This is a genomic window from Deltaproteobacteria bacterium (genome assembly GCA_029210625.1).
Lineage (GTDB): Bacteria > Myxococcota > Myxococcia > SLRQ01 > SLRQ01 > JARGFU01.
In genome coordinates, this window is record JARGFU010000003.1 from 47,624 (window position 1) to 71,791 (window position 24,168).

Annotated in this window: 20 protein-coding genes; 9 read left to right on the forward strand and 11 right to left on the reverse strand. The window is 71.9% G+C overall.

The window, feature by feature from the left end:
* Positions 1-24 precede the first annotated feature (24 nt).
* On the forward strand, positions 25-435 hold the full coding sequence (locus P1V51_03680; protein ID MDF1562115.1) for a secondary thiamine-phosphate synthase enzyme YjbQ: 411 nt from the start codon (positions 25-27) through the stop codon (positions 433-435).
* Here P1V51_03680 and P1V51_03685 read toward each other — a convergent pair whose 3' ends face one another.
* From P1V51_03685 to P1V51_03710, 6 genes are all read right to left on the reverse strand, one after another.
* Positions 436-2,493, reverse strand: coding sequence for a fused MFS/spermidine synthase (locus P1V51_03685; protein ID MDF1562116.1), 2,058 nt, complete (start codon positions 2,491-2,493; stop codon positions 436-438). It lies immediately after the preceding gene.
* Positions 2,494-2,539: 46 nt separating this feature from the next.
* Positions 2,540-3,457 (reverse strand): ABC transporter substrate binding protein, encoded by a 918-nt coding sequence (locus P1V51_03690; GenBank protein MDF1562117.1) that lies wholly within the window; start codon positions 3,455-3,457, stop codon positions 2,540-2,542.
* On the reverse strand, positions 3,454-5,517 hold the full coding sequence (locus P1V51_03695) for a hypothetical protein (protein ID MDF1562118.1): 2,064 nt from the start codon (positions 5,515-5,517) through the stop codon (positions 3,454-3,456). The genes P1V51_03690 and P1V51_03695 overlap by 4 nt, the downstream gene beginning before the upstream one ends.
* Before the next feature lie 8 nt (positions 5,518-5,525).
* Positions 5,526-6,566: a DmsE family decaheme c-type cytochrome gene (locus P1V51_03700; GenBank protein ID MDF1562119.1), complete on the reverse strand. Its 1,041-nt coding sequence runs from the start codon at positions 6,564-6,566 to the stop codon at positions 5,526-5,528.
* Complete coding sequence (locus P1V51_03705; protein MDF1562120.1) at positions 6,556-8,061, reverse strand: hypothetical protein; 1,506 nt, start codon at positions 8,059-8,061, stop codon at positions 6,556-6,558. Before P1V51_03705 ends, P1V51_03700 begins: the two co-directional genes overlap by 11 nt.
* 90 nt (positions 8,062-8,151) lie before the next feature.
* Positions 8,152-8,874, reverse strand: a complete 723-nt coding sequence (locus P1V51_03710; GenBank protein ID MDF1562121.1) for a hypothetical protein — start codon at positions 8,872-8,874, stop codon at positions 8,152-8,154.
* Between the two features lie 45 nt (positions 8,875-8,919).
* Here P1V51_03710 and P1V51_03715 point away from each other — a divergent pair, with 45 nt between their 5' ends.
* The 5 genes from P1V51_03715 to P1V51_03735 all read left to right on the forward strand — a co-directional run bounded on the left by P1V51_03715 (position 8,920) and on the right by P1V51_03735 (position 15,600).
* Complete coding sequence (locus P1V51_03715; GenBank protein MDF1562122.1) at positions 8,920-10,263, forward strand: mandelate racemase/muconate lactonizing enzyme family protein; 1,344 nt, start codon at positions 8,920-8,922, stop codon at positions 10,261-10,263.
* A gap of 93 nt (positions 10,264-10,356) precedes the next feature.
* On the forward strand, positions 10,357-10,893 hold the full coding sequence (locus P1V51_03720; protein MDF1562123.1) for a hypothetical protein: 537 nt from the start codon (positions 10,357-10,359) through the stop codon (positions 10,891-10,893).
* 86 nt (positions 10,894-10,979) lie between these two features.
* Complete coding sequence (locus tag P1V51_03725; protein ID MDF1562124.1) at positions 10,980-12,305, forward strand: methyl-accepting chemotaxis protein; 1,326 nt, start codon at positions 10,980-10,982, stop codon at positions 12,303-12,305.
* 118 nt (positions 12,306-12,423) lie between these two features.
* Positions 12,424-14,250, forward strand: a complete 1,827-nt coding sequence (locus P1V51_03730; protein ID MDF1562125.1) for a hypothetical protein — start codon at positions 12,424-12,426, stop codon at positions 14,248-14,250.
* Between the two features lie 21 nt (positions 14,251-14,271).
* Positions 14,272-15,600, forward strand: coding sequence for a radical SAM protein (locus P1V51_03735; GenBank protein ID MDF1562126.1), 1,329 nt, complete (start codon positions 14,272-14,274; stop codon positions 15,598-15,600).
* A 4-nt stretch (positions 15,601-15,604) separates the two neighbouring features.
* Here P1V51_03735 and P1V51_03740 read toward each other — a convergent pair whose 3' ends face one another.
* From P1V51_03740 to P1V51_03760, 5 genes are read right to left on the reverse strand one after another with little or no spacing between them, the layout of a single operon-like run.
* The gene (locus tag P1V51_03740; GenBank protein MDF1562127.1) at positions 15,605-16,834 is read right to left on the reverse strand and encodes an aldo/keto reductase; all 1,230 of its coding nucleotides are present in this window, start codon (positions 16,832-16,834) and stop codon (positions 15,605-15,607) included.
* Positions 16,827-18,599 carry a 4Fe-4S dicluster domain-containing protein gene (locus tag P1V51_03745; protein MDF1562128.1) on the reverse strand — a complete coding sequence of 591 codons (1,773 nt, stop codon included), beginning with the start codon at positions 18,597-18,599 and terminating at the stop codon, positions 16,827-16,829. The genes P1V51_03740 and P1V51_03745 overlap by 8 nt, the downstream gene beginning before the upstream one ends.
* Positions 18,596-19,621, reverse strand: a complete 1,026-nt coding sequence (locus tag P1V51_03750) for a DUF362 domain-containing protein (protein MDF1562129.1) — start codon at positions 19,619-19,621, stop codon at positions 18,596-18,598. The genes P1V51_03745 and P1V51_03750 overlap by 4 nt, the downstream gene beginning before the upstream one ends.
* Positions 19,618-20,706, reverse strand: a complete 1,089-nt coding sequence (locus P1V51_03755) for a hypothetical protein (GenBank protein ID MDF1562130.1) — start codon at positions 20,704-20,706, stop codon at positions 19,618-19,620. Before P1V51_03755 ends, P1V51_03750 begins: the two co-directional genes overlap by 4 nt.
* Before the next feature lie 58 nt (positions 20,707-20,764).
* Positions 20,765-21,328, reverse strand: a complete 564-nt coding sequence (locus P1V51_03760; GenBank protein ID MDF1562131.1) for a sterol desaturase family protein — start codon at positions 21,326-21,328, stop codon at positions 20,765-20,767.
* Positions 21,329-21,425: 97 nt separating this feature from the next.
* Here P1V51_03760 and P1V51_03765 point away from each other — a divergent pair, with 97 nt between their 5' ends.
* Genes P1V51_03765 through P1V51_03775 form a run of 3 tightly spaced genes read left to right on the forward strand, consistent with a single transcriptional unit; the run spans position 21,426 to position 24,167 of the window.
* Complete coding sequence (locus P1V51_03765) at positions 21,426-22,049, forward strand: TetR/AcrR family transcriptional regulator (protein ID MDF1562132.1); 624 nt, start codon at positions 21,426-21,428, stop codon at positions 22,047-22,049.
* Positions 22,046-23,083, forward strand: a complete 1,038-nt coding sequence (locus P1V51_03770) for a radical SAM protein (GenBank protein ID MDF1562133.1) — start codon at positions 22,046-22,048, stop codon at positions 23,081-23,083. Before P1V51_03765 ends, P1V51_03770 begins: the two co-directional genes overlap by 4 nt.
* Before the next feature lie 28 nt (positions 23,084-23,111).
* On the forward strand, positions 23,112-24,167 hold the full coding sequence (locus tag P1V51_03775; GenBank protein MDF1562134.1) for a hypothetical protein: 1,056 nt from the start codon (positions 23,112-23,114) through the stop codon (positions 24,165-24,167).
* Position 24,168 lies beyond the last annotated feature (1 nt).

Genomic DNA, 24,168 nt, shown 5'->3' on the forward strand with positions numbered 1-24,168 from the left:
ATGGTCGAGGGTTTAGTCCCCTCCATGCATCGCGAGAGCTTCGTCGTCGCCACCGAGGGCCGGGGCACCACCTCCCTCGACACCCGGGTCGACGCCGTGATCGCCGCCTCCGGGGTCGAGGAGGGGCTCTGCACGGTCTTCGTCCACCACACCAGCGCCTCGTTGATCGTCTGCGAGAACGCCGATCCCACCGTCCGCCGGGATCTCGAGGCCTTCACCGCGCGCCTGGTCCCCGACGGCGATCCGATCTACCGGCACACCGCCGAGGGGCCCGACGACATGGCCGCCCACGTCCGCAGCATCCTCACCCAGACCAGCATCGGCATCCCCGTCGCCGGGGGCCGGCTGGACCTGGGCACCTGGCAGAGCCTCTATCTCTGGGAGCACCGCACCCACCCCCACCGCCGAAAGATCAGCGTGGTGATCACCGGCTAGTCAGGGGGCGCGCCACTTCAGCAGCCCCAGGATGCTGGCCCGGTCGTCCGTCCAGACCACCGGCTCCAGGCCGGCGGTCCAGGGGACGAGGGCCGCGTCCAGCTCCTCGCTCGCGAGGAAGTCCCGGTTGCGGGTGAGGAGGGCCCAGTTGCTCATCACCCCGCCGGTCGCGCCGTCCCGGTCGCGGCGCACCCGCCGGACCTCCCAGCCCTGGCTCGCGGCCAGGCCCCGCACCACCGGCTCGAGCTGCAGGTGGCGGTTGGAGATGTGGAAGGCGAGGATGCCGTCGGCGGCCAGGTGCGCCCGGTAGAGGGCGAAGGCCTCGGCGGTCAGCAGGTGGACGGGGATCGCGTCGGAGGAGAAGGCGTCCACCACCAGCACGTCGAAGCCGCGCAGCGCCCCGGCGCGCCGCTCCTGCTCGAGGACGAAGCGGGCGTCGCCCAGGACGACCTCGACGCTGGCGGCCGAGTCCGCGAGGTAGGTGAAGTGCTCTCGAGCCATCCGCTCGACGGCGGGATCGAGCTCGTAGAAGAGGTAGCGCTGCCCCTCGCGGGCGTGCGCGGCCAGGGTGCCCGCCCCCAGCCCGATGACCCCGACCGTGAAGCCCGGCGCCGCCGCCCGGGGGTGGAGGCGCAGCGCCAGCCCGACGCCGCTCTCGCGGCCGTAGTAGGTCGTGGCGAAGCCGCGGCGGTGGGGGGCCAGGTACTGATCCCCGTGCCGCGTCTGCCCGTGCATCATCATGCGGTACCAGTCCTCGCCGCCGCGGCCCGCCTCCTTCACCCGCAGCACGCCGTGGAAGTTGCGCTCGCTCTCCAGCGAGCTGCGCAGCTTCTTCTCCCGGTCGGCCAGGGCGAAGAGGACCAGGAGGACGACCGCCAGGGTCCAGCCGGCGACCAGCCCGCGCCGCAGGAGGCCGGGGAGGCTCCGGGAGCGCCAGGGGAGGGCGACCAGCCCGAGGAGGAGGAAGACCAGCACCAGGCCGAGCGGGTACTCCCAGTAGCCGTCGAAGAGCAGCGGCGCGCCCAGCGCCACGAAGGCCCCGCCGGCGGCGCCGCCCAGGGAGACCAGGAGGTAGAAGCCGGTGAGGCGATCCGGGGCGGGGCGCAGGCGGGCCAGCTCCCCGTGGCAGACCATGCAGGCGGTGAAGAGGGTGGCGCTGTAGCTCGTCACCTGCAGCCAGAGCCGCACCGAGGGGCCGGCCTCGACGATGAGCAGCGAGGTGAGGGTCGCGAGCGCCAGGAGGGGGATCCAGACGCCCCGGTGGTACCAGCGGTCCCGCTCGAAGGCGACGATGAAGGTGACGAGGTAGAGGGAGAGGGGCAGCACCCAGAGGAAGGGCACCGAGGCCACGTCCTGGACCAGCTGGTTGGTGGTGGCCAGGAGGAAGAGGCTCCCGGAGCCGGGCAGGAGGAGCCAGAGCAGGGGGTGGTGCCAGGGGGGCGCGGCGCTCCGGTCGGCCGGGGCGTCGAGGGGCCAGACCGTGTCCCGGCGCAGGAGGGGCAGGGCGCAGGCGACGCTCAGGGCGGCGAAGGCGAGGTAGACGCCCGACCAGCTCCAGGCCTGGGCCTCCAGGCCGAGGAGGGGCTCGAGCGCGAAGGGATAGGCCAGCAGCCCGAGGAGGGAGCCCAGGTTGGGGAGGGCGTAGAGGCGGTAGGGCGAGTCGCCGGGGCGGGCCAGGGCGAACCAGCTCTGCATCAGGGGGCCGGTGGACGAGAGCAGCAGGTAGGGCGCGCCGACGGTGCCGGCCAGGAGGCCGAGGATCCCCAGGGTGGGGTCGGCCGGGGGCGAGGCGGGGGGACGAGGGACGATCGGGAGGAAGAGCAGGGTGAGCGCGAGGAGCAGCAGGTGGAGCGCCGCCTGCCGCCGGGGCGAGAGGTGGCGCCGGATCCCGTGGGCGTAGGCGTAGCCGCCGAGCAGCCCGGTCTGGAAGAAGACCAGGGAGGTGGCCCAGACGGCGGTCCCCCCGCCGAACCAGGGGGTGATGAAGCGCGCGATCATCGGCTGCACTCCGAAGAGGAGCAGGGCGCCGAGGAAGATGGTGGGGGCGAAGCGGCTCAACCCGGCCATTCTGCGGGCAGGGGCGGCCTCGTGTCAGGCCCGGGCGCTATTCGATCGTGCGCGTGGCGCGGGACTTCAGGTCGTCGGGAAGGGTGAGGCCGGCCTCTGCCGCGGCCTTCTGGTTCAGGATCACCGCCGTCTCCTGCAGCTCACGGTTGCCGAGGCTCTCGGGCGTGGCCCCCTGGAGGAGCTGGGCCGCGAGCTCCCCGACGGCCTTCCCCTCGGCGGCCGGATCGGGGGCGAAGGTCACGTGCACGCCTCGCTGCTCCGCCCCCGCGGTGGTGGTGGCGATCGGCAGCTTCCGGGGCTTCGCCGCCGCGAGCAGCGGCGCGATGGCGTCGATCGCCGTGGCGTTGCCCGTGACGTAGACCGAGCCCACCTCCGCGAGCTTCGCGGCGAGGTCGTCGGCCTTCAGATCGACCTCCACCGGCGTGAGGCCCAGGCGCTCGCAGATGGCGGTGGCGGTCTTCAGCTCCCGCTTGGCGTCGCTGCCCCCGGCGTGGGCGAGGGCGACGGGCTTGCCGGGGGCCAGCGCCTGCAACACCCCCAGGGCTTCCTCGATCGGGAGCTGCCAGGTCAGCCCCACCATGTGGGAGCTGCCGGGGATCTTGATCTGCTTCGGGGTGGTCAGGGAGAAGACCAGCGGCGCGACCCGCTTGAGGCCCACCGCCGAGCGCGTCACCGTGGTGCCCAGGGTCACGATCACGTCGACCTTGAGGGTCTCCAGGCGCTCGAGGGAGTTGGAGCGGGCGACGCTGGTCGGGCCCGGCTTCTGGACCAGCACCTTGGTGCCCGGCGCCTTGGCCTCGAGGGCGGCCTCGAAGGCCTTCAGCGAGGCCTGGTAGTGGGGGTTGTCTCGCTCCAGCAAGATCCCCACCGTCGCTGCCTGCGCCGGCGCGGACGCCGCCAGGGAGAGGAGGAGGGCCGCCGCGACGACCCAGGGGTGTCGGCGAGCGTTCCTCATTCGAAGCTCCTCATCACGTGGACGGCGAGGAAGGTGGTCGAGCTGTCGGGCCAGGGATCGTAGGGGTTGGCGGCCTGATCGATCGATCGCCAGCCGCCCGTCAGCGAGGTGGTCCAGCGCGGGTGGACCTGAAGGCGCAGGTAGGCGTCCACCCGGTACTGGAGGGAGAAGCCCGAGGAGAAGGCCGCGATGGAGACCGGCTCGAGGGCGAGGGGCTCGGTGGGCGTGAAGCGGGAGTGCGCGGAGTTGGTGCTCACGCGCAGGCCGGTGTGCAGCCAGTCCAGGGGTCTCCAGGAGAGGTCGCCCACGACCTGGTGGAGGTCGTGCTGGTAGAGGGCCAGGGGATCCCGGAGGAAGGGGGTGTCCTCTTCGGTGCTCCAGAGGTCGTAGGCCAGCTCCTGCCCCACCTGCACCTGCATGTAGCCGTAGAGGAGTAGCAGGGTGATCCCGTCGTTGGTGTTGATGGTCACGCTGCCCTGGGCGTTGTGGCTGCCCGTCCGGCGGGCGCCGCCGCGGACGGTCACGCCGCTCACCTCGTAGGCGAGGGACTCCCGCATGCCCATCGCGTACTGGTAGCGGCCGCGGGCGGAGAAGTGGGGGGAGGGGCGCCAGGTCAGCGAGAGCTCCGTCTTCCCGGTGGCGTCCGGCTCGGTGTTGAGGGCCGGGGCCGCGATCCACTCGTGCTCGTAGCCGCCCTCCACCGTGATCGTGCGGTGGGCGTCGACCTTCACCCGGGCCCCGATGCGGCTGCGGATGGTGTAGGGCGAGAGGCCCCAGTCCGACCCGTCGGGCCGCTGGAGGTCCTGCCGGCGGAAGCGCAGGTCCAGCACCGCGTCGCGGTTGACGCGGTAGCGCAGGCGCAGGCGGGTGATCAGCTCGTTCCGGTCGAGGGGCGGACGGGCCGGCACGGCCGTCGTCTCGCCGGTGGTGACGTTGGTGATGGTGGCGGTGTCGGGGCCCCGCCAGCCGACCGTCCGCCCCGAGACGCTGCCGCGCAGGGAGAGCGAGGGGAAGGGGCGCGCGGTCGCCGCCAGGTAGGCCCCCAGGGTCCGGCCCTTCAGGTCCGCCCGAGGATTGGCGACCTCGGACCAGCGCAGGCGGCCGACCAGGGAGTACATGCCGGAGTTGTCCGAGTTGAGGGCCAGCTCCTCGGTGTGACCCCTCCACACGGTCGAGAGGTTCCGGGCGTACTCTCCCGCCCCCAGCGGGAGCGCGCCCTCGTAGCGGTAGGTCTCGAAGGCGCTCAGCGGGGTGAGGGCGACCTGCCGGTGGATGAAGCTCAGCTCGACGGGCCCGAGGTGGCTGTTGAGGGTGGCGGAGCCCTCCTGGAAGAGATCGGAGGCCAGGTCGGGGGCGTGCTGGAGCGCCAGGTCGTCGAAGTGGCCCGAGCCGCCGAGGAAGGGGCGCGCCTGGTTCACGGTCCGATGATGGAGCCAGCCATCCAGGACGAGGTGGGCCGGGAAGTCGGGCAGCTTCAACATCACCTTGAGCCGGCCCGTCTGGGTGTCGATGTAGCGGTGATCCGGCAGCTCCCCGGTCCCGACCGAGAAGCGGGGATCCGGGCCGAGGTCGAGGGGGGTGGGGGCCTCGGTGTCGTGGTGAAGGGCCGTACCGGTGAGGCGAACCTGGAGGAGCTCCCCCAGGCCGTAGACGCCGTCGACGCAGAAGTCCCGTGGATTGCGGATCACGGTGTCCGCCTTGACCCGGTGCTTCCCGATCCCGTAGAGCCCGAGGTGCCCGTCCAGGGTCGGCCAGGTCTGCTCGTGGAGGTACTCGCTGGCGCGATGGGAGCCCTCGGCGGAGAAGAAGCGGACGCCAGCGCCCAGCTCGAGCTTGAAGTCGTGCGGAGCGACGTAGGTCTCGTGGGGCTCCGGGGTCTCGGCGAAGAAGTCGTCCAGCCCCTCCTCGTCCTCCTCCTTCGCCGGGGCGGGGGTCGCCCCGGCCTGGGCGACGAGGAGGGCGGGAGCGGGCGCGTCTTCGCCAGCGAGAGCAGACGCGTCTTCACCAGCGAGAGCGGGAGCGGGAGTGGCCGCGAAGAGGAAGATGAGCAGGAGTTCCACGGCAGCTCCTAGCGGATGAAGGTCCCGGACCCGCTGGGGGAGGGGAGGTGGGAGCCATGCAGCGTCGAGTGGCAGTTGCTGCAGCGGGTGTAGAAGGCGGCCTTCGACTCCAGGCTGGAGGGGCCGGCGGCGGCGTCGACCGGATGCCCGACGTGGCACTGCATGCAGAGGAAGGGCTCGGTGGCGACCAGCATGTCGTCGTTGGGGGCGCCGTGGGGATCGTGGCAGGTCTCGCAGTCGTCGATGACGTCGGCGTGGGCGAAGGAGAAGGGCGCGATCTTGTCGCCGTGGCAGCTGCCACAGGTCTCCCGCACCGTCGGGCGGACGAGGGCGCTCTCGGCGCCGCCGGAGCCATGGGGCTCGTGGCAGCTGTTGCAGCCCATCTTCCGCTCCATCACCGGGTGGCGGCTGGGCATCGCCATCTTGGCCCGCTGGTCCTCGTGACACTTGAGGCAGAGGTCCGACTGGTCCCGGAAGGAGATCAGCATGTCGGGGCCGGCGTGGATCGGGTGGCAGTTGGTGCAGGTGACCTCCGCGGTCGCGTGGCTGCTCGCCGCCCAGTCGTGGAGGTTGGGGTTCGCGCTGGAGGAGTGACAGTTGAGGCACATCAGGTCCTGCGCCCCCGCCGGCAGCCTCTTGATCGGGGTGAGGGTCTCGTAGCGGCAGGGGATCTTGATGCCCCGGGCCGCCGCGGCCTCGACCTCGTCATGATCGAGGCCGGCGATGGCGAGGCTGCCCGGGCCGTGGCAGGACTCGCAGTCGACCCGGTGTTCACCCTCGGCCGAGCCGGGCTGCTGTCCCATCGTGCTGTTGGCCAGGTCGTTGCGCCGGGCGTCGTGGGTGTGACAGGCCTCCAGGCACCGGTCGGTGCCGACGTACTGGGCGTCGGGGTGACCGAGGAGCATCTCCTTGTACTCCTGGAGGGTGCCGAGGGGCTCGCGGGCCTTCAGGGCCCCGCAGGCCGCCAGGATCGCGAGGGCCGGGACGAGGAGCCACCCTCCACGGCGCCCGGGCTTCGTCGGTGCGTTCTCTCGGATGTCAGGGCGCATAGGAGGTGGTCTCACGATCGTAGGGAGAGGTGGGGCGGGTCCCGGGCGGGACGCTCCCCGTGATCAGCTCGAGGCTGTCCCGGAGCACCTGCGCCGCGTAGAGGTAGTTGTGCACGTGGACGCCGGTGTCGTGGGAGAGGAAGTGCAGGTTGTAGGCCGCGATCAGCTGGGACTCGGTCCAGTCCCGGAGGCGGGTGCCGTAGTTCTGCTGCGCGGGATCCGGGGTGTTGAAGACGTAGGGGTAGCTCTCCTCGTTGTAGTGGACCCCCTGGGCGGCCAGCGCCTCGATCAGGGCGTCGTAGAGCCCGTGGAGCTCTTCGATGGGCGGCTCGGCGCTGCCATCCCCGTCGGCGTCGATGGCCGGGCCGATGGCCTCGTAGTCGCTCCAGACCCGGCCGGTGCTGCCGTGGCACTCCCGGCAGGTGGCGTTGTCCCGCACGCCCCCGTCCCTCGCGGCCCGCAGGGAGTGGCCGCCGAGGTCCACCTCGTCACTGTCGGGCATGTGGCAGCCCACGCAGCCCGCGCTCTGGTGGAAGAGGTTGCCCGGCGAGTAGCGGTGGCCCGGCAGCTCGTAGGCCTTCAGGCTGAAGAGGGTCGCGCCCGCCGCCTGGTAGTGGGCCTGGATGAAGTCCTGTCCGGTGATCGTCTCGTCGTTGCCGTCGTAGGGGTCCGTGCCCTTCGCCACCATGGCGCGGAAGAGGCTGCCGCCGCTCTCCCGGCCGGAGTGGCAGATGACGCAGGCGGCGCCGCGGCCGGCGTCGACCGTGCCGTCGACGACGTCGGTGGCCGGGGCGGTCCCGCTCGTCAGGGTCACCGCGCCCTCGGCACGGAGGAGGGGCTCCCTCCCGGAGGGTAGCCCGGTGCCGAGGTGGCAGGTGTTGCAGGTGATCAGGTCCCCGCCCGGGGATCCACCCTCGGTGAGAGGGCGGGAGTGGTCCGGCGGCCTCCAGGCCGTCGTGGCCGGATCGGTGTAGAGGGCGAAGCCGGCGCCGGAGTGGCACTGGAAGCAGGCGGTGGTGCTGAAGCCGCCCCAGGTCGGTGAGATCCAGTGGCTCTCACGGTCCGCGTGGGAGGAGCGGGCGTACTGCTCACGGACCAGCCCGGCGTGATCGTGTCCGGCGTGGCAGCTGGCCGCGCACTGATCCTCGGCGCCCTCCACCACGAAGCCCGGCGGGTTCCGGGCGGGCGCGCCGCCCGGGATGGAGAGGGACCAGTCGACCGCGGGGTCGAGGACGAAGGCGTCGCCGGCGACGTTCTCGATCTGGACGAGGGCGCCGTCGGCGTCGAGGTGCTGATCGTCGAAGTGGGTGTCGACGATGTCGGCGGTCAGCGCCTCGGGGCTGGCCCCGGCGCCGCGGGTGCCGTGGCACTCCCGGCAGGTCGCCGAGGTCCAGCGATCGGGCGTGCCCTCGCCGTCGTGGCTCTGGGCGCTGCAGGCGGCCAGGAGGAGGGAGAGGGCCAGCACCGCGCCCGGACAGAGAGGTTGCTTGAACATGGATGTTCCTCCACCCGAGCCCCCCCCGGCCCGATCGAGATCAACCTATGCGCAGGTACGCCTGGCTTCCACCGGTCCGGTGAAAAATAATCAGGGGGTCTCCCAGCGCTTCACGTGGTCGTTCTCGAGGTCGATGGTCGCGCCGCCCTCGTAGATCCACCGCTCCTTCTTCACCCCCGCCTCGACCGTCCGCTGGATCTGCCGGGGGAAGCCCCAGGCCATCTGGGCGGCGTCGGCGCGCATGCCGGCCAGCAGCTCCTTGTGCTCGATGGCGGCCTGGACGTCGGGGTGCAGCCCCTCGAGGGCCTTCAGCACCGAGTCGTCGCCCAGGTAGCGGCCCACCATGGCCTCGAAGCCCGCCAGGTCCGGCGGATCGTCCCGGAAGACCAGGACGTGGGGGGTCTGGCTCCCCGGCACCTCCACCAGCACCCAGGTGAAGTAGCGGGGGGTGAGGAGGGAGCGGCCGGTGACGTTGGTCGCCGTGGGGAGCTGGACGTCGAGGATGCGCACCCTGGTGCCCGCCGGGATCAGGCCGTCCGCGGCGCCGGCCGTGATCGGCTCGTCCCGCGGACCGCGCAGCAGGTCGACGGTCTCGGGTGGGCGATCCGAGAGGAAGCGGAAGCGGGCGTCGCGGAAGAAGGGGCCCGTGTGGCAGCTCACCTGGAGCGTGCGGGCCTGGCCCTCGAGGGTGTCCTCGACCTGGGAGATGATCGCCGGGGCCATCCGGGTGTGGGCGGGGCAGCCGAGCGTGCCTCCGAGCGCGAGCACGAGCACGAGCGCGGACGCGAGGTCTCTCCAGGGGTTCGTCGTCATGGGCCGACTCTATTCCGTGCCCCCGCCGGGGTGTAGCGTGACGGGATGCAGATCACCCGCATCGAGCTCTGGCGCGTCGCGGTGCCCCTGCCCGCGCCCTTCTACCCCTCCTGGATCCCGGGCTTCGAGCAGCAGGAGAACCGCTTCGATCTGATCCGGCTGGTGACGGCCTCGGGCCTCGAGGGGTGGTCCGCCGCCCAGTGCATGTCGAGCGAGCGCTCGGGGCTCGGCTCGCTGCTGGGCAACTACCTCCTGGGGGAGCGGGCCGACGACATCGCCAACATCCGCCAGCGGGTGCGGGAGATGAGCTACCTGGGCTGGCGGGTCGGCTGGATCGAGGCGGCCTGCTGGGACATCGTCGGCAAGGCCCGGGGCAAGCCCATCTACCAGCTCCTCGGGGGCGAGCCCCTCGAGTCGGTGCGGGGCTACGCCAGCACCGGCCAGGTGCGCTCGGGCGCCGAGCGGGTGAAGGAGGTCGAGGCCCGCCTCTCCGAGGGCTTCGAGGGGGTCAAGCTGCGGGTGCACGCCGAGACCCTCGAGGAGGACCTGGAGCAGCTCGAGGTGACCCGGAAGGGGGTGGGGGACGCGGCGATCCTGGGGGTGGACGCGAACCAGGCCTGGCGGGTGGCGGCCATCGGCGACGCCCCCCTCTGGGACGAGGCGCGGGCGCTCGCCTTCTGCCGGGGCGCCGAGGCCCAGGGCTTCACCTGGGTGGAGGAGCCCCTGGCCATGGACGACTACGCGGCGCAGGCGCGCCTGCGGGAGGCGACCGAGATCGCCATCACCGGCGGAGAGCTCAACAACCAGGGCCTGCCCGAGTTCGGGGTGATGATCGGCCGGGGCTGCTACGACTGGTACCAGCCGGACGCCGTCTTCACCGGCGGCATCGCCGAGACCTGGGCCATCATCCAGGCCATCGACCACGGGGGCGCGGCCTACTCCCCCCACACCTGGACCAACGGGGTGGGCTTCGCGATCAACCTCCAGCTCTTCGCGGCGTCACGCTGGCGGGAGGAGAAGCTCCTCGAGTACCCCTACGATCCGCCGGGCTGGGTCCCCGAGGGTCGGGACGGCATCCTGGTCGAGCCCTGGAGCGCGGAGAAGGGGCGGATCCCGGTGCCCGATGGCCCGGGCCTCGGCATCGAGATCGATGGCCGGGCGCTGCGGCGACACGGCACGCGCTACTTCGTCGGCACCGCGGGGAGGGTGGCGCTCAACGCCGTCCTCGACCGGGGCCTCGGGCTGGCCAAGCGCCTCGGCGCCACCCGCCAGGCGCGCCTGGAGGCCCGCAGGCGGGCCCTGGAGGCGAATCCGGGCGATCCGGCGCTCGAGGAGGTCGAGCGGCTGGTGCGCTTCGCCCACTCGATGCTTCCGACCGACGGCCGCTGAGCCCCGACTTTTTCTCTCTTTTTTGAGGGGACCCCTTGCCGCAGGCGACCCGGGGAGTAACCTCAAGGGGTCGGCTACACCCTGGGGGGAGAGATGAGCCTAGGTGTACTGCATGCGCGAACACTGTGGCCGGGGATCACCATCCTCATCGGCCTGCTGTTCTCGCTGCCCTCTCTCCCTGCCCGGGGCGAGCTCGAGGACCCCAGTGGCTGGGTCCTGATCTGCAGCGAGGAGTCGCCCCTCCAGGGGCTAACCCGCCGCGCCGCGTCCCGGCTCTTCCTCCGGCAGGGTGAGATGCTGGTCGGCGGCCGGAAGGTCGAGCCGGTGAACCTGGAGTCCATGAAGGAGCGGCTGGCCTTCCTCTCGGCGCTCACCCGCCTCACGCCGAGCCTGGTCGAGCGGCACTTCCTGGAGCTGAAATTCCGCCGGGAGGGCGACTGGCCCTCGACGGTGTCCGGCCCCAATCAGTTGATCGACCGGCTGCGGCCCGACCCGAACTACCTCTACGTCGGTTGGCTGCGGATCGAGACCGTGGAAAAACTGCCCCCATCGAGCCTCAAGGGGTTGCGTCTGCTCAAGCTCGACGGCAAGGATCACTCGTCGACGGAGTACGATCTGCGACCGAGGTGATCGGGACGGTGACGGAACAAGCTCGGAGCCCAGACAGAGGTCTGGAGCTGGTCTGGTACCAGCGACTCTCCTTCCAGCTAGGAGCGATGAGCGGCGCACTTGCGACCGTCGCGCTCGCCCTCTCCACGGTGGTCGCGGGCGTCTACACCGAGAGCGTCCTCATCGACGCCGAGCGGGAGAAGATCACCGCGGTCGGCAGCCTGGTCGGCAGCGCGGTCGTCGTCTACGTGGCGATGGAGGAGGAGGAGGCCGCGATGCGCTCCCTGCGGGAGCTGGCCCCCTCCGTTCGCGGCCTGGTCAGCATCGAGGTGTTCCTGGCCGAGGGCGGCGAGTTCGTCCGCCTGGACACGGGCCTCGAGGCCGCCGAGGACGAGATGCTCCACGCGGACGCGGAGATCCCGGGTGAGCTGGGCACGGTGCGGACCACGGTCTCCACCGCGGCCGTGACCGAGGCCGCCGGCCGGGCCTGGCGGAGCCTGCTGGTCGTCCTGGTCGTCGGCGTCGGCCTGGTGCTGGCGGTGGCCGGCTACCTCGGGGACCGCATGGCGCGGATGCTCCGCCTCATGGCGCAGATCGCCCGGGCCGTGGCCAAGGGCGACCTCTCCCGGACGGTTCCGATCTCGGGCAGCCGCAGCGAGATCGTCCTCCTGGCCGAGGACCTCAACCGCATGGTCGACAACCTGCGGGGGCTGGTGGGCGCGCTCTCCCAGACCGTGGCCGAGGTCGGCTCGGTGGCCGGCGAGAGCCTCGCGACCACCGAGCGGCAGCAGGAGGGCGCCAACGAGCAGACCCGGGCGGCCGACCGGACCCTCAACGCCACCGAGGCGCTGGTCGAGTCCGGTGAGCGGATCCACGAGGCCTCGCTGGAGGTGGTCGCCAACGCCGACACCTCCCTGGAGAACAACAAGAAGTCGGCGGCGCAGTCGAGCGATCTCGAGCGCATCGTCTTCAAGATGGGCGAGCTGCTCGAGACCGTGCGGGACATCGCCGAGAAGAGCGAGATGCTCGCCCTCAACGCCTCCCTCGAGGGGGTGCGGGCTCAGGAGCACGGCGCCGGCTTCGTGCTGGTCGCGACCGAGATGCAGCGCCTCTCGGAGTCGATCCTCTACGCGGTGCTCCAGATGCAGCAGCTGGCCAAGGAGGTGCGCGACTTCGCGGGCATCTCCTCGGCGCTCTCCGCCGACGGCATCCGGCTGGCGGACGGGACCGCGGACTCGGCCCGCCTCATCGGCAGCCTGGTGGGCGCGCTCCAGCTCGGCATGGGCGAGGTGGAGCAGGAGATGACGCAGGTGTCCGGCTCGGCCCTCTCCGTGGCCAGCGGCAGTCAGCAGATCGCCGAGGCGATGCGCAGCCTGGTCGAGCTCGCCGGGCGCCTCCAGGATCAGATCGAGGTCTTCCGGACCGAGGCCTGAACCACGAACCGGCCGGCCGGACCCCTCGCCCTGCGGGTGGGGGAGGGCGGCCACAAAAGACGACAGGCCCCCCGGGGGATGCTACCGAGGGCCGTCACGACAGAAGGGGGAGCAATCCATGACGCTCAGAATCGATCGGACCCAGACCTTCCGGGCCCTCCTGGCCCTGATCCTCATGACCACCCTCGCGGCCTGCTCGGGTTCCGGCGGGGGGGGTGGCGGTGACGCCGGCGCCGATGGGGGCGCCGACGGCGGCACGGACGGCGGGAGCACCGGCCCCTACGCGCTCGGCGGGACGGTCATGGGCCTGGTGGGGGCGCTGGTGCTCCAGAACCAGGGCGCGGACGATCTGCGGATCGAGGCCGACGGCCCCTTCGCCTTCTCCACCCGCCTCGACGAGGGCACGGCCTTCGCCGTCACCCTCCTCTCCGATCCCCTCCTGCAGAACTGCGCGGTGAGCGGCGCCGAGGGCGTCATGGGCACCGAGGACGTCACCACGGTGGAGGTCACCTGTGAGGACAAGCGCTGGTACCCGCCGGCCTCCCTCGAGGACAGCATCAGCCCGCCCTCCACCACCGTCCGGGGCGCCCGGGTGGTGATGAACGCCGGCGGGGACGCGCTCGTCGCCTGGCAGCAGAGCGAGGGCGGCACCCTCCGGCTGCTCCTGAGTGAGCGCACCGGCGGCACCTGGACCCACCCCCAGACCCTCGCCGAGAGCATCGCCCCGACCGGTGGCCTGGGGCTCATCGGCTCGAGCCCGGTGCAGGTGGCCCTGGGCGACGACGGTCAGGCCCTGCTGGCCTGGCTGCAGGACGACGGCAGCACCGCCTGCGGCGGCGCCAGCTGCCGGCAGATCTACCGCAGCGAGCGCGGCAGCGGCGGCTGGACCCACCCGGCGAGCCTCGGCGATCGGATCAGCCTCGCGGGCCTCAACGTGGACACCCCGCGGCTCGTCCTGGACGACGCCGGCGACGCCACGATCCTCTGGGCGAGCTCCGACGGGGAGGTCTGCGGGACCTTCTCCTGCAGCCGCATCTTCCGCTCCGAGCGCACCTCCGGCGTCTGGGTCGATCCCCTGGTGATGGCCACCGACGCGATGAGCCCGCCCAGCGGCCGAGCCCGCGAGCCGCGGATCGCGGCCGACGGGGCGGGCAACCGCCTGGCCAGCTGGCTGGACGAGGAGGCGGGCAACAGCTGCGTCGGCAACTACCCCTGCTTCCAGCTCTACCTGGCCACCCGCGACAGCGGCGGCTGGACCGTCCCGACCGACCGGACCGGGGGCATCGCCCCCGACGGTCAGCACGTCATGGCGACCGACCTGGCGGTGAGCCCGGGAGGCCAGGCGCTGGTCGTCTGGCAGCAGTCGGACGGGAATCGGATGCAGATCTACGTCAGCCACTTCGACGGCACGGTCTGGAGCCACCCGATGAGCCTCTCCGAGAGCCTGGGGCCGACGGGCCTGACGGGCTCCTCGCCGCGGGTCGTGATGGACCACCAGGGGCACGGCCTGCTGGTCTGGCGCCAGACGGACGGCAGCGTGGCGGAGCTCCACGGCCGGCTCTGGGATGGCAGCGCCTGGTCCGCCCCCGAGCGCTTCTCGCTGCCCGGCAGCGCCCTGGTCGGCACCGACGGCCGGGAGGTGGACCTGGCGTTGGCCGTGGACGACCACGAGAACCGGCTGGTGGCCTGGGCCCAGGAGGACGAGAGCAGCGACTGCGGTGGCGGCCCCTGCTCCCAGATCTACGTCTCCGAGTTCCGGCGGGGTGCCTGGCACCACCCGGCGACCCTCGCGGATCACCTGAGCCTCGCCGGTCAGCCGGCGAACGAGCCGGGCCTCGCCACCGACGACGACGGCAACGCCCTGCTGGTCTGGACCCAGGAGGACGGGCTGCCGGGGTGCCTGGAGAGCACCTGCCGCCAGACCTTCCTGGCCGAGTACCGCTAGCCCCGGAAGGAGCGCGGAGCCGTGCGGGAGGTCGAGTTCGAGGTCGAGGCGCTGCTCGCGGCCCTCGCCCCGACGCTCCGGCGCGGCCGCCTCCTCACCGGTGGTTGGAAGCTGGTCGACGCGCTCTTCGTGCGCGACGACACCATCAGCCTGCGCCTCGTCTCCCGGCGGGGTGGGGCGCTGGAGCTCTGGGTCTCCCCACGCGACGAGGGGCGGGAGGCCTACGCCCGCACCCCGCACTTCAACGTGAACTACCGCCGCCCGAGGCAGCGGGGCGCGGACCCGGGCGCCGAGGGCGCGGGCGCGGGAGGGGTCCTGCGGCTGGTCGTCCGGGCGCTGGAGCGCGCCGACGCCGGGCAGCGGCGCTGGATCTTCCCCGAGGTGCCGCCCGCGCCCCCCGAGGTCGCGGTGGCCGTCTACACCCTCTCCCTGCCCAGCCCCTGCGGGCTGCGCTGCACCTTCTGCGGGATCGAGCCCGAGCCCGCGCTCGCCGCCCGCACCCTGGCGGAGCTCCACTCGGAGCTGCACCAGGGGCGGGAGCAGGGGGCGCGCCTGCTCAACCTGACCGGCACCGAGCCCCTGGCGCACCCCCACGCCCTCGGCCTGGTGCGGGAGGCGGTGCGCCTCGGCTACGAGGAGCTCCACATCTCCACCGCCGGCCTCCCCCTGGCCGACCGAGCCTTCGCCGAGGCGCTGGCCGACGCCCTCCCGGGACGGTACGAGCTCTCCATCCCCATCCTGGCCGCCGAGGCGGAGCTCCACGACGCCCTCACCCGGACCCCCGGCAGCCACCAGCGCCTCTTGGAGGCGCTCGCCATCGCCCGGGAGGTCTTCGAGCCCTCCCGGATCAAGCTGGTCTGCGTCGTCCTCGCCCAGAACCTCGCGGCCATCCCCGACCTCGCGCGCCACGCCGCTGCGCTGGGGCTCGAGCTGCAGCTGCAGCTCCCCTTCCCGGACCGGGCCGAGCCGGGCTCGCGCTACGAGGCGGTCGCCCTGCGCTACGAGGAGGCGGTCGAGGCCCTCCTCGTCCCGGGCTCGGAGCTCTCCCTCTCCGAGGTGCACCCCTGCATCCTCTGGCGCCACGAGCAGGCCACCGGGCTCCCGGTCTTCACCCGGCTGGGCGGGGAGCGCTCGCGCCTGACCGGCAGGGCCGAGGTGGACAGCCAGGCCCTCGCCGCGCGGGGCACGCGCCTGCGGGCCGGCGTGCCCTCGGTCGCCTGCCCCGAGCGCGAGGCCTGCGCCCTGGCCGGGCAGTGCAGCGGTGCGATCTACCGGGCCTACGCCGAGCGCTTCGGCCTCGGCGAGTTCCGCGCGGTGCCGGCCGAGGCCCTCGCCCCGTCCGGGACCTGAGCCCTCAGGCCACGAAGATCTGCCGGGCCCGCTCCATCAGGGCCACCACGTCCACGCCGTGCGGACACACCCGCTTCGCCGGCTCGAAGTCGATCCCGGCGAGGCGGCGGGCGCCCTCGGGGAGCTCGCGGAAGAGGCGCTGGGCCTTCTCCGCCTCGCCGTAGGCGTCGTGGTACATCAGGTAGCGCAGGGTGGTCCCGATCTGGACCTCGCCGTCCACCGCCGGGTTGCAGAGGTGGTCGCAGCCGTCGCAGGCGTCGCCCCGGGTGGCGTCGGCGTACTTCCGGAGGGCCTCCACCTCGCGCAGGCCCAGCTCCGAGTCGTCGAGGGCGGCGGCGATGTTCTCCTTGAGCTTCTCGAAGGTGTCCATCGCCGAGACCGCGGCGGTGATCCGGGAGTCGGCCCAGACCGCCTTGAGCACGGCCTGGTGCTTGTTCCACTTCCCCGTCTTCTCGAACTTCTTCCAGGCCTCCTGGAAGGAGACCTCCGAGCCCTGGGTCTTCATGGCGATGAGGCCGATCTTCGCCGCGTGGCAGGCGTCGATGGCGGCGTTGAGCTTCTCGTCGCCGTACATCCGGAAGTTGTAGCGGAACATGATCGCGTCGATCCACGGCAGCTTGGCGGCCTGCTGCATCAGCTCGGCGACGTTGCCGTGGTGGCAGGAGAAGCCGAAGTACTTCAGCTTGCCGGCCTTCTTCAGCCGCGCCACGGTCTTCTCGAACTCGGGGGAGAGGTAGCTCCCCTCCTGCAGCGCGTGGAGGAAGTAGAGATCGACGTGATCGGTCTTCAGGCGGGAGAGGCTCTTCTCGAGGGTCTCCTCGAAGCCCTCGGGGTCGTGGGCGTCGCTCTTGGAGGTGATCCAGAGCCGGTCGCGGGCCTTGGCGCGCTCGTGGAAGCTCGCCACCGCCGGCTCGCAGCTGCCGCCGGAGTAGCAGTCGGCGGCGTCGACGTAGTTCACGCCGAAGCGCAGGGCCTCGGCGAGCTTCGGATCGAAGCGCGGATCGAGCGGCACGCCTCCGCCGAAGAGCAGGATCGGGATCGACTCGCCGGTCTTGCCCAGGATCCGCCGGGGCACCTGCGGCAGGGCCGCGTCCTTCTTCGCCGGCTTCTTCGGTGGGGTGGCGGTCGCGGCCTCCACCGCCCGCGCCTCCCGGGGCAGCAGCAGGGCGGCGCCCGCGGCGCCCCCGAGGGTCAGCAGGTCACGACGGCTCAGGCCTTCCTTCTTCTTAGCCATTCTTCTCTCCGGTCTCACTTCCGAGTAGCAGGGATCGCGCCTTCGAGCGGCTCTCGCCGATGGCCGTAACATAGACCGCGGCGTCGTCGATCACGGGGCATTCGTGCTCGCAGATTCCGCAGCCGATGCAGAGCTCGGGGCGGACGTAGGGTCGCTTCAGGACGACGGTCTTGCCGTCCCAGCGGACGTGCTCTTCCTCGTAGGTTCCGATGGCCTTGGGCGAGGTCGGGCAGACCTCCTCGCAGACCACGCAGGGCGTCTCCATCCCCCAGGGCAGGCAGCGGCCCCGGTCGAAGAAGGCGGTGCCGAGGATCACCGGCCCCTCCCCGGCGAACTCGCCGGTGCCCAGCTTGCGCGGGGTCGAGATCTTCTGGATGGCGCCGGTGGGGCAGACCTCGCTGCAGAGGGTGCAGTTCAGCTGGCAGAAGCCGATCGAGAAGTCCATCACCGGGGTCCAGAGCCCCTCGAAGCCAGCCTGCGCGAGGGTGGCGGGCTGCAGGACGTTGGTCGGGCAGACGTTGAGGCACTGATCGCACTTGATGCAGCGCTCGAGGAACTCGCTCTCCTCCACGCTCCCGGGGGGCCGGATGGCCTTCTCGTGGAAGCCCCGGTCGTTCACCGCGCCGGTCAGGCGCAGGAAGGGGTAGGCCAGCACCCCGGCCAGCCCGGAGAAGATCCAGCGGCGGCGGCGAAGGTCGGGGGCGGCCCGCACCGTCTCGCCGAGCTTCGAGATCACCTTGTTCCCGAAGAGGGTGGCGGTACCCGCCTTGAGGTTGCCGACGATCCTCTCCTTCACGCTGATCGGCGTGAAGCGGAAGGCCAGGGCGTCCTCGGGACAGTCGTCGATGCAGTTGAAGCAGACGAAGCACTCGCTCTTGCGCAGGGCGGCCTGGGGATCGGCCGCGCCCTCGCAGGCCGAGAGGCAGAGGTCGCAGTCGGTGCACTTCGTGAGGTCCCGGTCGATCCGGAAGAGGGCGAAGCGGGAGAGCACGCCGAGGAAGGCGCCGAGGGGGCACATCACCCGGCAGAAGAAGCGGGGGATGACGAGGTTCATCCCGACCAGGCCGAGGATCATCAGGCCGACGAAGAAGGCGCCGTGGAAGATGCGCTGCTCCGGAGCGCCGGGGGCGCTGGAGAGGAAGGAGAGGGTGTTCTGATCGAGCTCGAAGGCCGTGGTGAGGCTGGAGGCGGCGAGGTCCGAGGCCGGCGTCAGGGCCACCGCGAAGGTGCGGGTGAGCAGGCAGATGGGATCGAGCAGGCCGATCTGCAGCGAGCCGAAGGCCGCGAGCACCAGGAAGATCGCGAGGCCGACGTACTTGAGCTGATAGGCCGGGCGGTAGCGGCTCGAGTCGATGGCGCTCTTGTTGGAGCGGACGTTGAAGACCCAGCCGAAGAACTGGTGGAGGGTGCCGTAGGGACACATCCAGTTGCAGAAGGCCCGGCCGAGCAGGAGGGTCGGCACCAGGATCCACATCCCGCGCCAGAGCCACCGGTAGACCGTGCCGGTGGAGAGCGCGGTGGCGAAGCCCACCAGGGGATCGAGCTCCAGGAAGAGCGAGACCGGGTAGCCCTCCAGGCGGGAGAACCAGGTCACCCAGAGCAGGAAGGTGAAGAGGGCGAAGAAGAAGGCCTGCGCGATCACCCGGGCGGTGGTGATCCGGAAGACGCGCGCGGTCCAGGAGCTGCCGTCCGCGTTGGCGCGCAGCGTCCGCGCGAGGAAGGCCGGGCGCAGGAGCCCGTCGTCTTTCTTTCCGCCAGGGCTCATCCGACCTGGACCTCCTTCAGGCGCAGGGTCCTCCACCCGGGCCGGCCGAGCCCGCGGGCTTCAGCCTGGGCGAAGTAGGCGGGGAGGTCCTCGCCCTTGCGCTCCAGCAGGTCGTCCCAGCCGAAGGCGTCCGCGGCCAGCGAGTCGGTCGAGGCCACCACGGTCTTGCCCTCGCGCACGTCGGCCAGCGAGCCGCCGGTGGGGCCGCTGCGGAAGAGCACCCGGGTCCCGTCGAGGAGCACGAAGGTGGGGCGGAGCATCAGCGCCAGATCCGAGATGATGCCGTGGATGTCCTGGTGGAACTGGTTGCGGCGGCCGCCGAGCAGCCCGTACCAGTTCTTGGTCGTCATCGAGGCCCGGCAGAGGTTGTGGTCCTTCACCGGCGCGGTGCCGATGACCTTGGTGACGCCGCGAAAGGGGCGCCAGAAGAAGGGCCAGCGCTCGATCCAGGTGGCCCCGGGGACGTTCAGGAGCTCGAAGTCCGCCGTCGTGGGGAGGTAGACCCGCGCGCCGGCCTCGCTCGCCGCCCGGCGGATCCCCGTGCGGACGAAGCAGTCCTCGGGGGACTCGATGGGGTTGTCCGCCACCCGCACCTCCTCGGCCCCGGCCTCCTGGCAGAGGTGGATCAGGGCGGCGAGGACCTCGGGGTTGGTGGTCGCCCCCAGGGGAGCGGCGCGGCCGAAGGCCACGTTGGGCTTGATGAGGACGACGTCGCCGGGCTTCACGAAGCGGGGCATGCCCCCGATGGCGTCGATGGCGCCGCGCACCAGGGCGTCGACCCGGCTGCCCCGGGCCACCCCCAGCTCGGCGTGGACGCTCGAGGGCTCCACCGCGAAGCCGCCCTCGGGCAGGTGGAAGATGGGCTCCTCGGGCTTTCCGCGCTCTCCGTCCGGGTCGCGCAGGGAGCCGGGCCAGTGGGGTGGGGCGAGGGAGGCCCAGCCCGCGCCAGCGGCGAGGGCCGAGGCGGCGCCGACCTGCCGCAGGAAGGCCCTCCGATCGAGCTTCGGCTTCTCGTCGCTCACTCGTAGCCCTCCTCTGCCGCAGCGGGTGCCTCCGGCGCGACCGGGGCGGCCGCGGCGGGCAGCGGCGCCAGGCGGCCGACCTCTTCCCGCAGCTTGCCGAGCTGCGCCTCGGCCGTCTCGAGGTCCGGCGCGGTGCGGACGCCGATCACCCAGCGCCCCTCGGCGACCGCGCCCGAGACCTCACCCAGGTAGCGGTCCTTCACCCAGTGGTCGCTCCCCTCGACGGCCTCCCCGTACTGGAGGAAGCCCTCGTGGAACTGGCGGGCGAGGGTGGCAGCGGCCGCCTCGTCGCCGGCGCGGTGCACGAAGAGCTCGGTGGAGCCGTCGGCCAGGCGGGCGGCGTGGACCTCGCGGGCGAAGCCGAAGGAGAAGGCGCTCTCGGGGTAGTAGGCGAGGTCACCGGCGCCGGCCCCGAAGGCCTCGAAGAGGGCCTGGGACCAGGGCCGCTCGGCGCCCTCGAGGGCCCCGGAGAAGGTGGCCTCCAGGGCGGCGAGGGCAGCCTTCACCTCGGCGCCCTCGTCCGAGCCGATGGCCCGGAGGAAGTGCTTCCCGCGGGTGAGGAGCAGGGCGTTGCGCTCGAGGTGGGCGAGGTCTCCGCCCACCCGCCGGGGCTCGGCGCCCTCGGGCAGCTCACCGGAGAGGGCGCCGGCGGCGTTCTCGGCCCGGCCGAGATCGTAGAGCTCGAGCTCGATGGTCCGCTCGGGGGCATCGCTGGCCACCAGGGTGGCGGCCCAGAGGTGCTGGAAGCCGAAGGCCTTGAAGTAGCCCTCCCGGCCGTTGATCTTCACGTAGAGGTTCTCGGCGTCGAAGGAGCCCAGGCCCTGCTCGGCGAAGCCCTCGGGCGCCAGGCCCTCGGGCAGGGGGCCCCGGTCGACGAGCCCGGCGGCGGCCGGCAGGCCGGGATCCACCGGCGCCTCGAAGAGGGTCGGGTCGGGGTGCGCGCCCCTCCAGGCCACCCAGGCCGTGATCGCGCCGAGGGCGAGGAAGACCGCCAGGGAGTAGCGGACCTCCACCCGGGAGTAGGTCTTCCTGAAGTGCTGACGCCCCCGGTGGGTCAGCACTCGCTCTTCGAGCTTCGAAGCCATCGCGCGCGAGAGGTTAGCATAGGCCGCGTCGCGCGCCGGACACCTCCCGCGCGAGGCTTCAGCGGGTGGCGGCGGCCTCGGCCTCGACCTCGGCGGGCGCGGGCTCACCGGGCTCGACGTCGACCACCGCCGGCAGCCAGGGCATCTGCTGCGCGGCGCGCTTCGGGACCTTGACCCGCCGCGGCGCCTGGTAGGTGCCGAAGACCACGTCCCAGACCGGCGAGCTCACGCCGTGGTTGGTGCTGGGGTTCATGAAGTGGTGGTCGAAGTGATGCCGGATCGCCCAGTGGGTGTAGGCCCCGGTCGGGCCCTTCTGGTGCAGGCGGAGGTGCAGCCGCTCGTAGAGCAGCCAGCCCGTGGCCAGCCCGGCGGTGACGACGCTGGCCAGGCGAAGGCCGATGGCGAGGGCGCCGGCGCCGGCCACCAGGAGCAGCACCGGGATCGCGAGGAGGACCTTGCGGGCCATCGGGGCGAAGTAGTCGATCTTCGCGTGGTGCGCCCGGTGCTCCTTCGCGAAGGGGTTGGTGGCCCGCTTCCGGTGACCGAGGAAGCGGTGGATCAGGTACTCGAGCAGGCTCCAGAGGGCCATGCCCACCAGGAAGAGGAAGGTGAGGATCAGCATTTTTGGGGTCCCCCGTTTCGAAAAGGGCTTGACGGTCTCGTCGGAAGGTGAGAATTGATTGGGCGCCCAGTTAAAACACGAGGGAGGGAGAAGATCAATGGCCGAAGACACCCAGGAGAAGATCCTCGAGGCCGCTGACGCCCTCTTCTGCGAGCTGGGCTTCGAGGCCGCCAGCACCCGCCTGATCGCGGAGCGCTCCGGCGTCAACAAGGCCCTGATCCACTACCATTTCCGCAACAAGGACGAGCTCTTCGGGGCCGTCCTGGACCGCTACTACGAGCGCCTCGGGGGCGTCCTGGGGACGGCCCTCGGCGCCGAGGGGAGCGTCCGGGACCGCTTCGTGGCTCTGATCGACGCCTACGTCGACTTCCTCCGGGAGAACCAGGGCTTCTCCCACATCGTCCAGCGCGAGGCCGCGGGAGGCCGCCACGTCGAGCGGATCGCCTCCCGGATGACCCCCCTGCTCCAGAGCGGGGTGGCCCTCCTGCGCGCCACCTACCCCCACGCCTTCCCGGACGACGTGGGACCCGCCCAGGTGCTGCTCTCCTTCTACGGGATGGTGATCAGCACCTTCACCTATGCCCCCGTCCTCGCCCCGCTCCTGGGCTTCGATCCCCTGGGAGAGGAGGCGCTGGCGGCTCGAAAGGCCCACCTCCAGCTGATGGTCGATCTGATCGTGAGGGAGCTGGAGCGGCCCAGGAAAGAAGGAGAAGCGTCATGATGAACGAACTCTCGCCCTCGACCCAGGAGGCGATCGGCCGGCTGCTCGGACGGGTGATGGAGGCCCGGGAGCGACAGGACGGCGTGCCCTTCGTCGTCGCCCACTTCGTCACCGCCCGCTGCAACTGCAAGTGCCGCAGCTGTCTGTGGAAGAACAACGACACGCCGGACGTCCCCCTCGAGGACCTCAAGTCCTTCTACGCCCAGGCGCGGGACGCCGGCTTCGTGGCGGCGGCCCTCTCCGGCGGGGCGCCCTTCGTGCGCCAGGACCTCGGTGAGCTCGTCCGCTTCATGAAGGAGGAGGCGCAGATGGCCATCCTCCTCTTCAACACCGGCTGGTTCCTCGAGCAGCGGATGGACGAGGTCGCGCCCTTCATCGACATGATGATCGTCAGCGTCGACTCGGCCGTTCCTTCCCGCCACGACGAGATCCGCGGGCTGCCCGGCCTCTTCGACCGCCTGGTGCGGGGGGTGAAGGCCATGCGCGAGCGCTACCCCCACGTGCCCCTGCACCTGAACACCTGCGTGCAGAAGGGCATCGAGCCGGAGATCGACGGACTGATCGGCCTGGCCGAGGAGCTCGGCGTGAAGATCTCCTTCGACTTCATCACCGAGGCCCGCAACGCCGGCGACGGCTCGGCCTTCACCTCCACCGACATGGGGCTCTCCCTGCCGGAGGTGCAGGCGGTGGCGGCGCACCTGCTGGAGAAGAAGCGGGCCGGCGCGCCGATCGTGAACACCGGCCTCTACTTCGACTACATGGCCCGCGGCCGGCCCGGCTACCACTGCCACCTCCCCAAGGTGGCGATGAGCCTCGACGCCCGCGGCAACGTCGAGGACTGCCTGGCCCTCGAGCGCCCCATCGGCAATATCCGGGAGACTCCGCTGAAGGAGATCATGGCGCGCCAGCGCTTCCTGGAGCTGCGCCGGGACGCGGAGGGCTGCTCCTCGTGCAACTCGCCCACCATGGTGGATTGCTCCCACATCTGGGAGCGCCCGGAGCTGCTACTCTCCGAGGGAGGCCTGGCCTTCTAGCCAGGCCCTGGGGGACGCGATGTTGGTCATGCCGCTCATCGATCGGCTGAACCCCGTGGTCAGCGGGGTGCTCTCCCGGGTCGACGCCTGGGAGCGCACCCCGAGCCGCGCCCCGAGCCCGGCCGAGGACCTCTCCCCGGTGAGGGTGGAGCCCGGCCGCTGGGATCTGCGCACCCTGATCGCGGTCTTCGGACCCGAGGCGCCGCTGCGCTACCTGAACCTGAACTTCGCCGTGGGTCTCACCGGGCTGCCCTTCGACCGCCCGGAGCACCTCGGCGCCGTCCCGGCCGGGCAGGCCTTCGACCTGCAGGTCTGCCTGGAGGGCCGGGGGCTCCACGCGGCCCACAAGGCCTACCACCCCCGCGCGGCGTACCCCGCGCGCCGCTCGCCGGGCGGCGTCGAGCTGCCCCCGCTCCTCTCCTTCGAGGGGACCTGGCCCGACTACCGCGCCGAGCTCTGCCTGCCCCACGAGGCCCTGACCCTCGAGCTGGAGCTGCGCTCACGCGAGGGTCTGTGCTGGTGGGCGCGCAACCCCGGGCTCTACTCGCACTACACCTCCTTCGCGTCGGCGCGCCTGCGCTGGCGCTGGGGCCGGGAGGAGGGCGCCCTCGAGACGCCGCTGCTCCACGATCACGGCTGGGGGCGCAACCTGGGGGTCCTCGGCCGCGGCCTGCAGCTCTTCCGCTACGAGGTCCTGCGCCTGCCCGGCGACGCCTACCTGGTGGTGCTGGTCTGCGACGGGCCCGGTGGCGTGCACCTGCGGCGGACGGCGCTGCACCGCCGGCTCGAGGGCCCGGGGCACCGGCTGAAGCTGCGCAGCTTCGAGGTGCTCGAGTGGGAGACGCTGCCGAACTACCGGGGCGCCCCGCGGCGCCTGCCCCGCCGCTGGCGGACCCGCCTGCGCGACGAGGCGGGGCGGGAGCTGATCCTGCACGGGGCGCTCGCGGAGGAGGCCCGGCCGCTGCTGGGCGACGGCTTCCTCGCCGCCCAGGACTACCAGGCCGAGGGAGCGCTGCTCGAGACCCTCGGCCACACCGGAGCGCTCGAGGGCGAGGGCTACGTCGAGCAGATGGGGAACCCCTAGG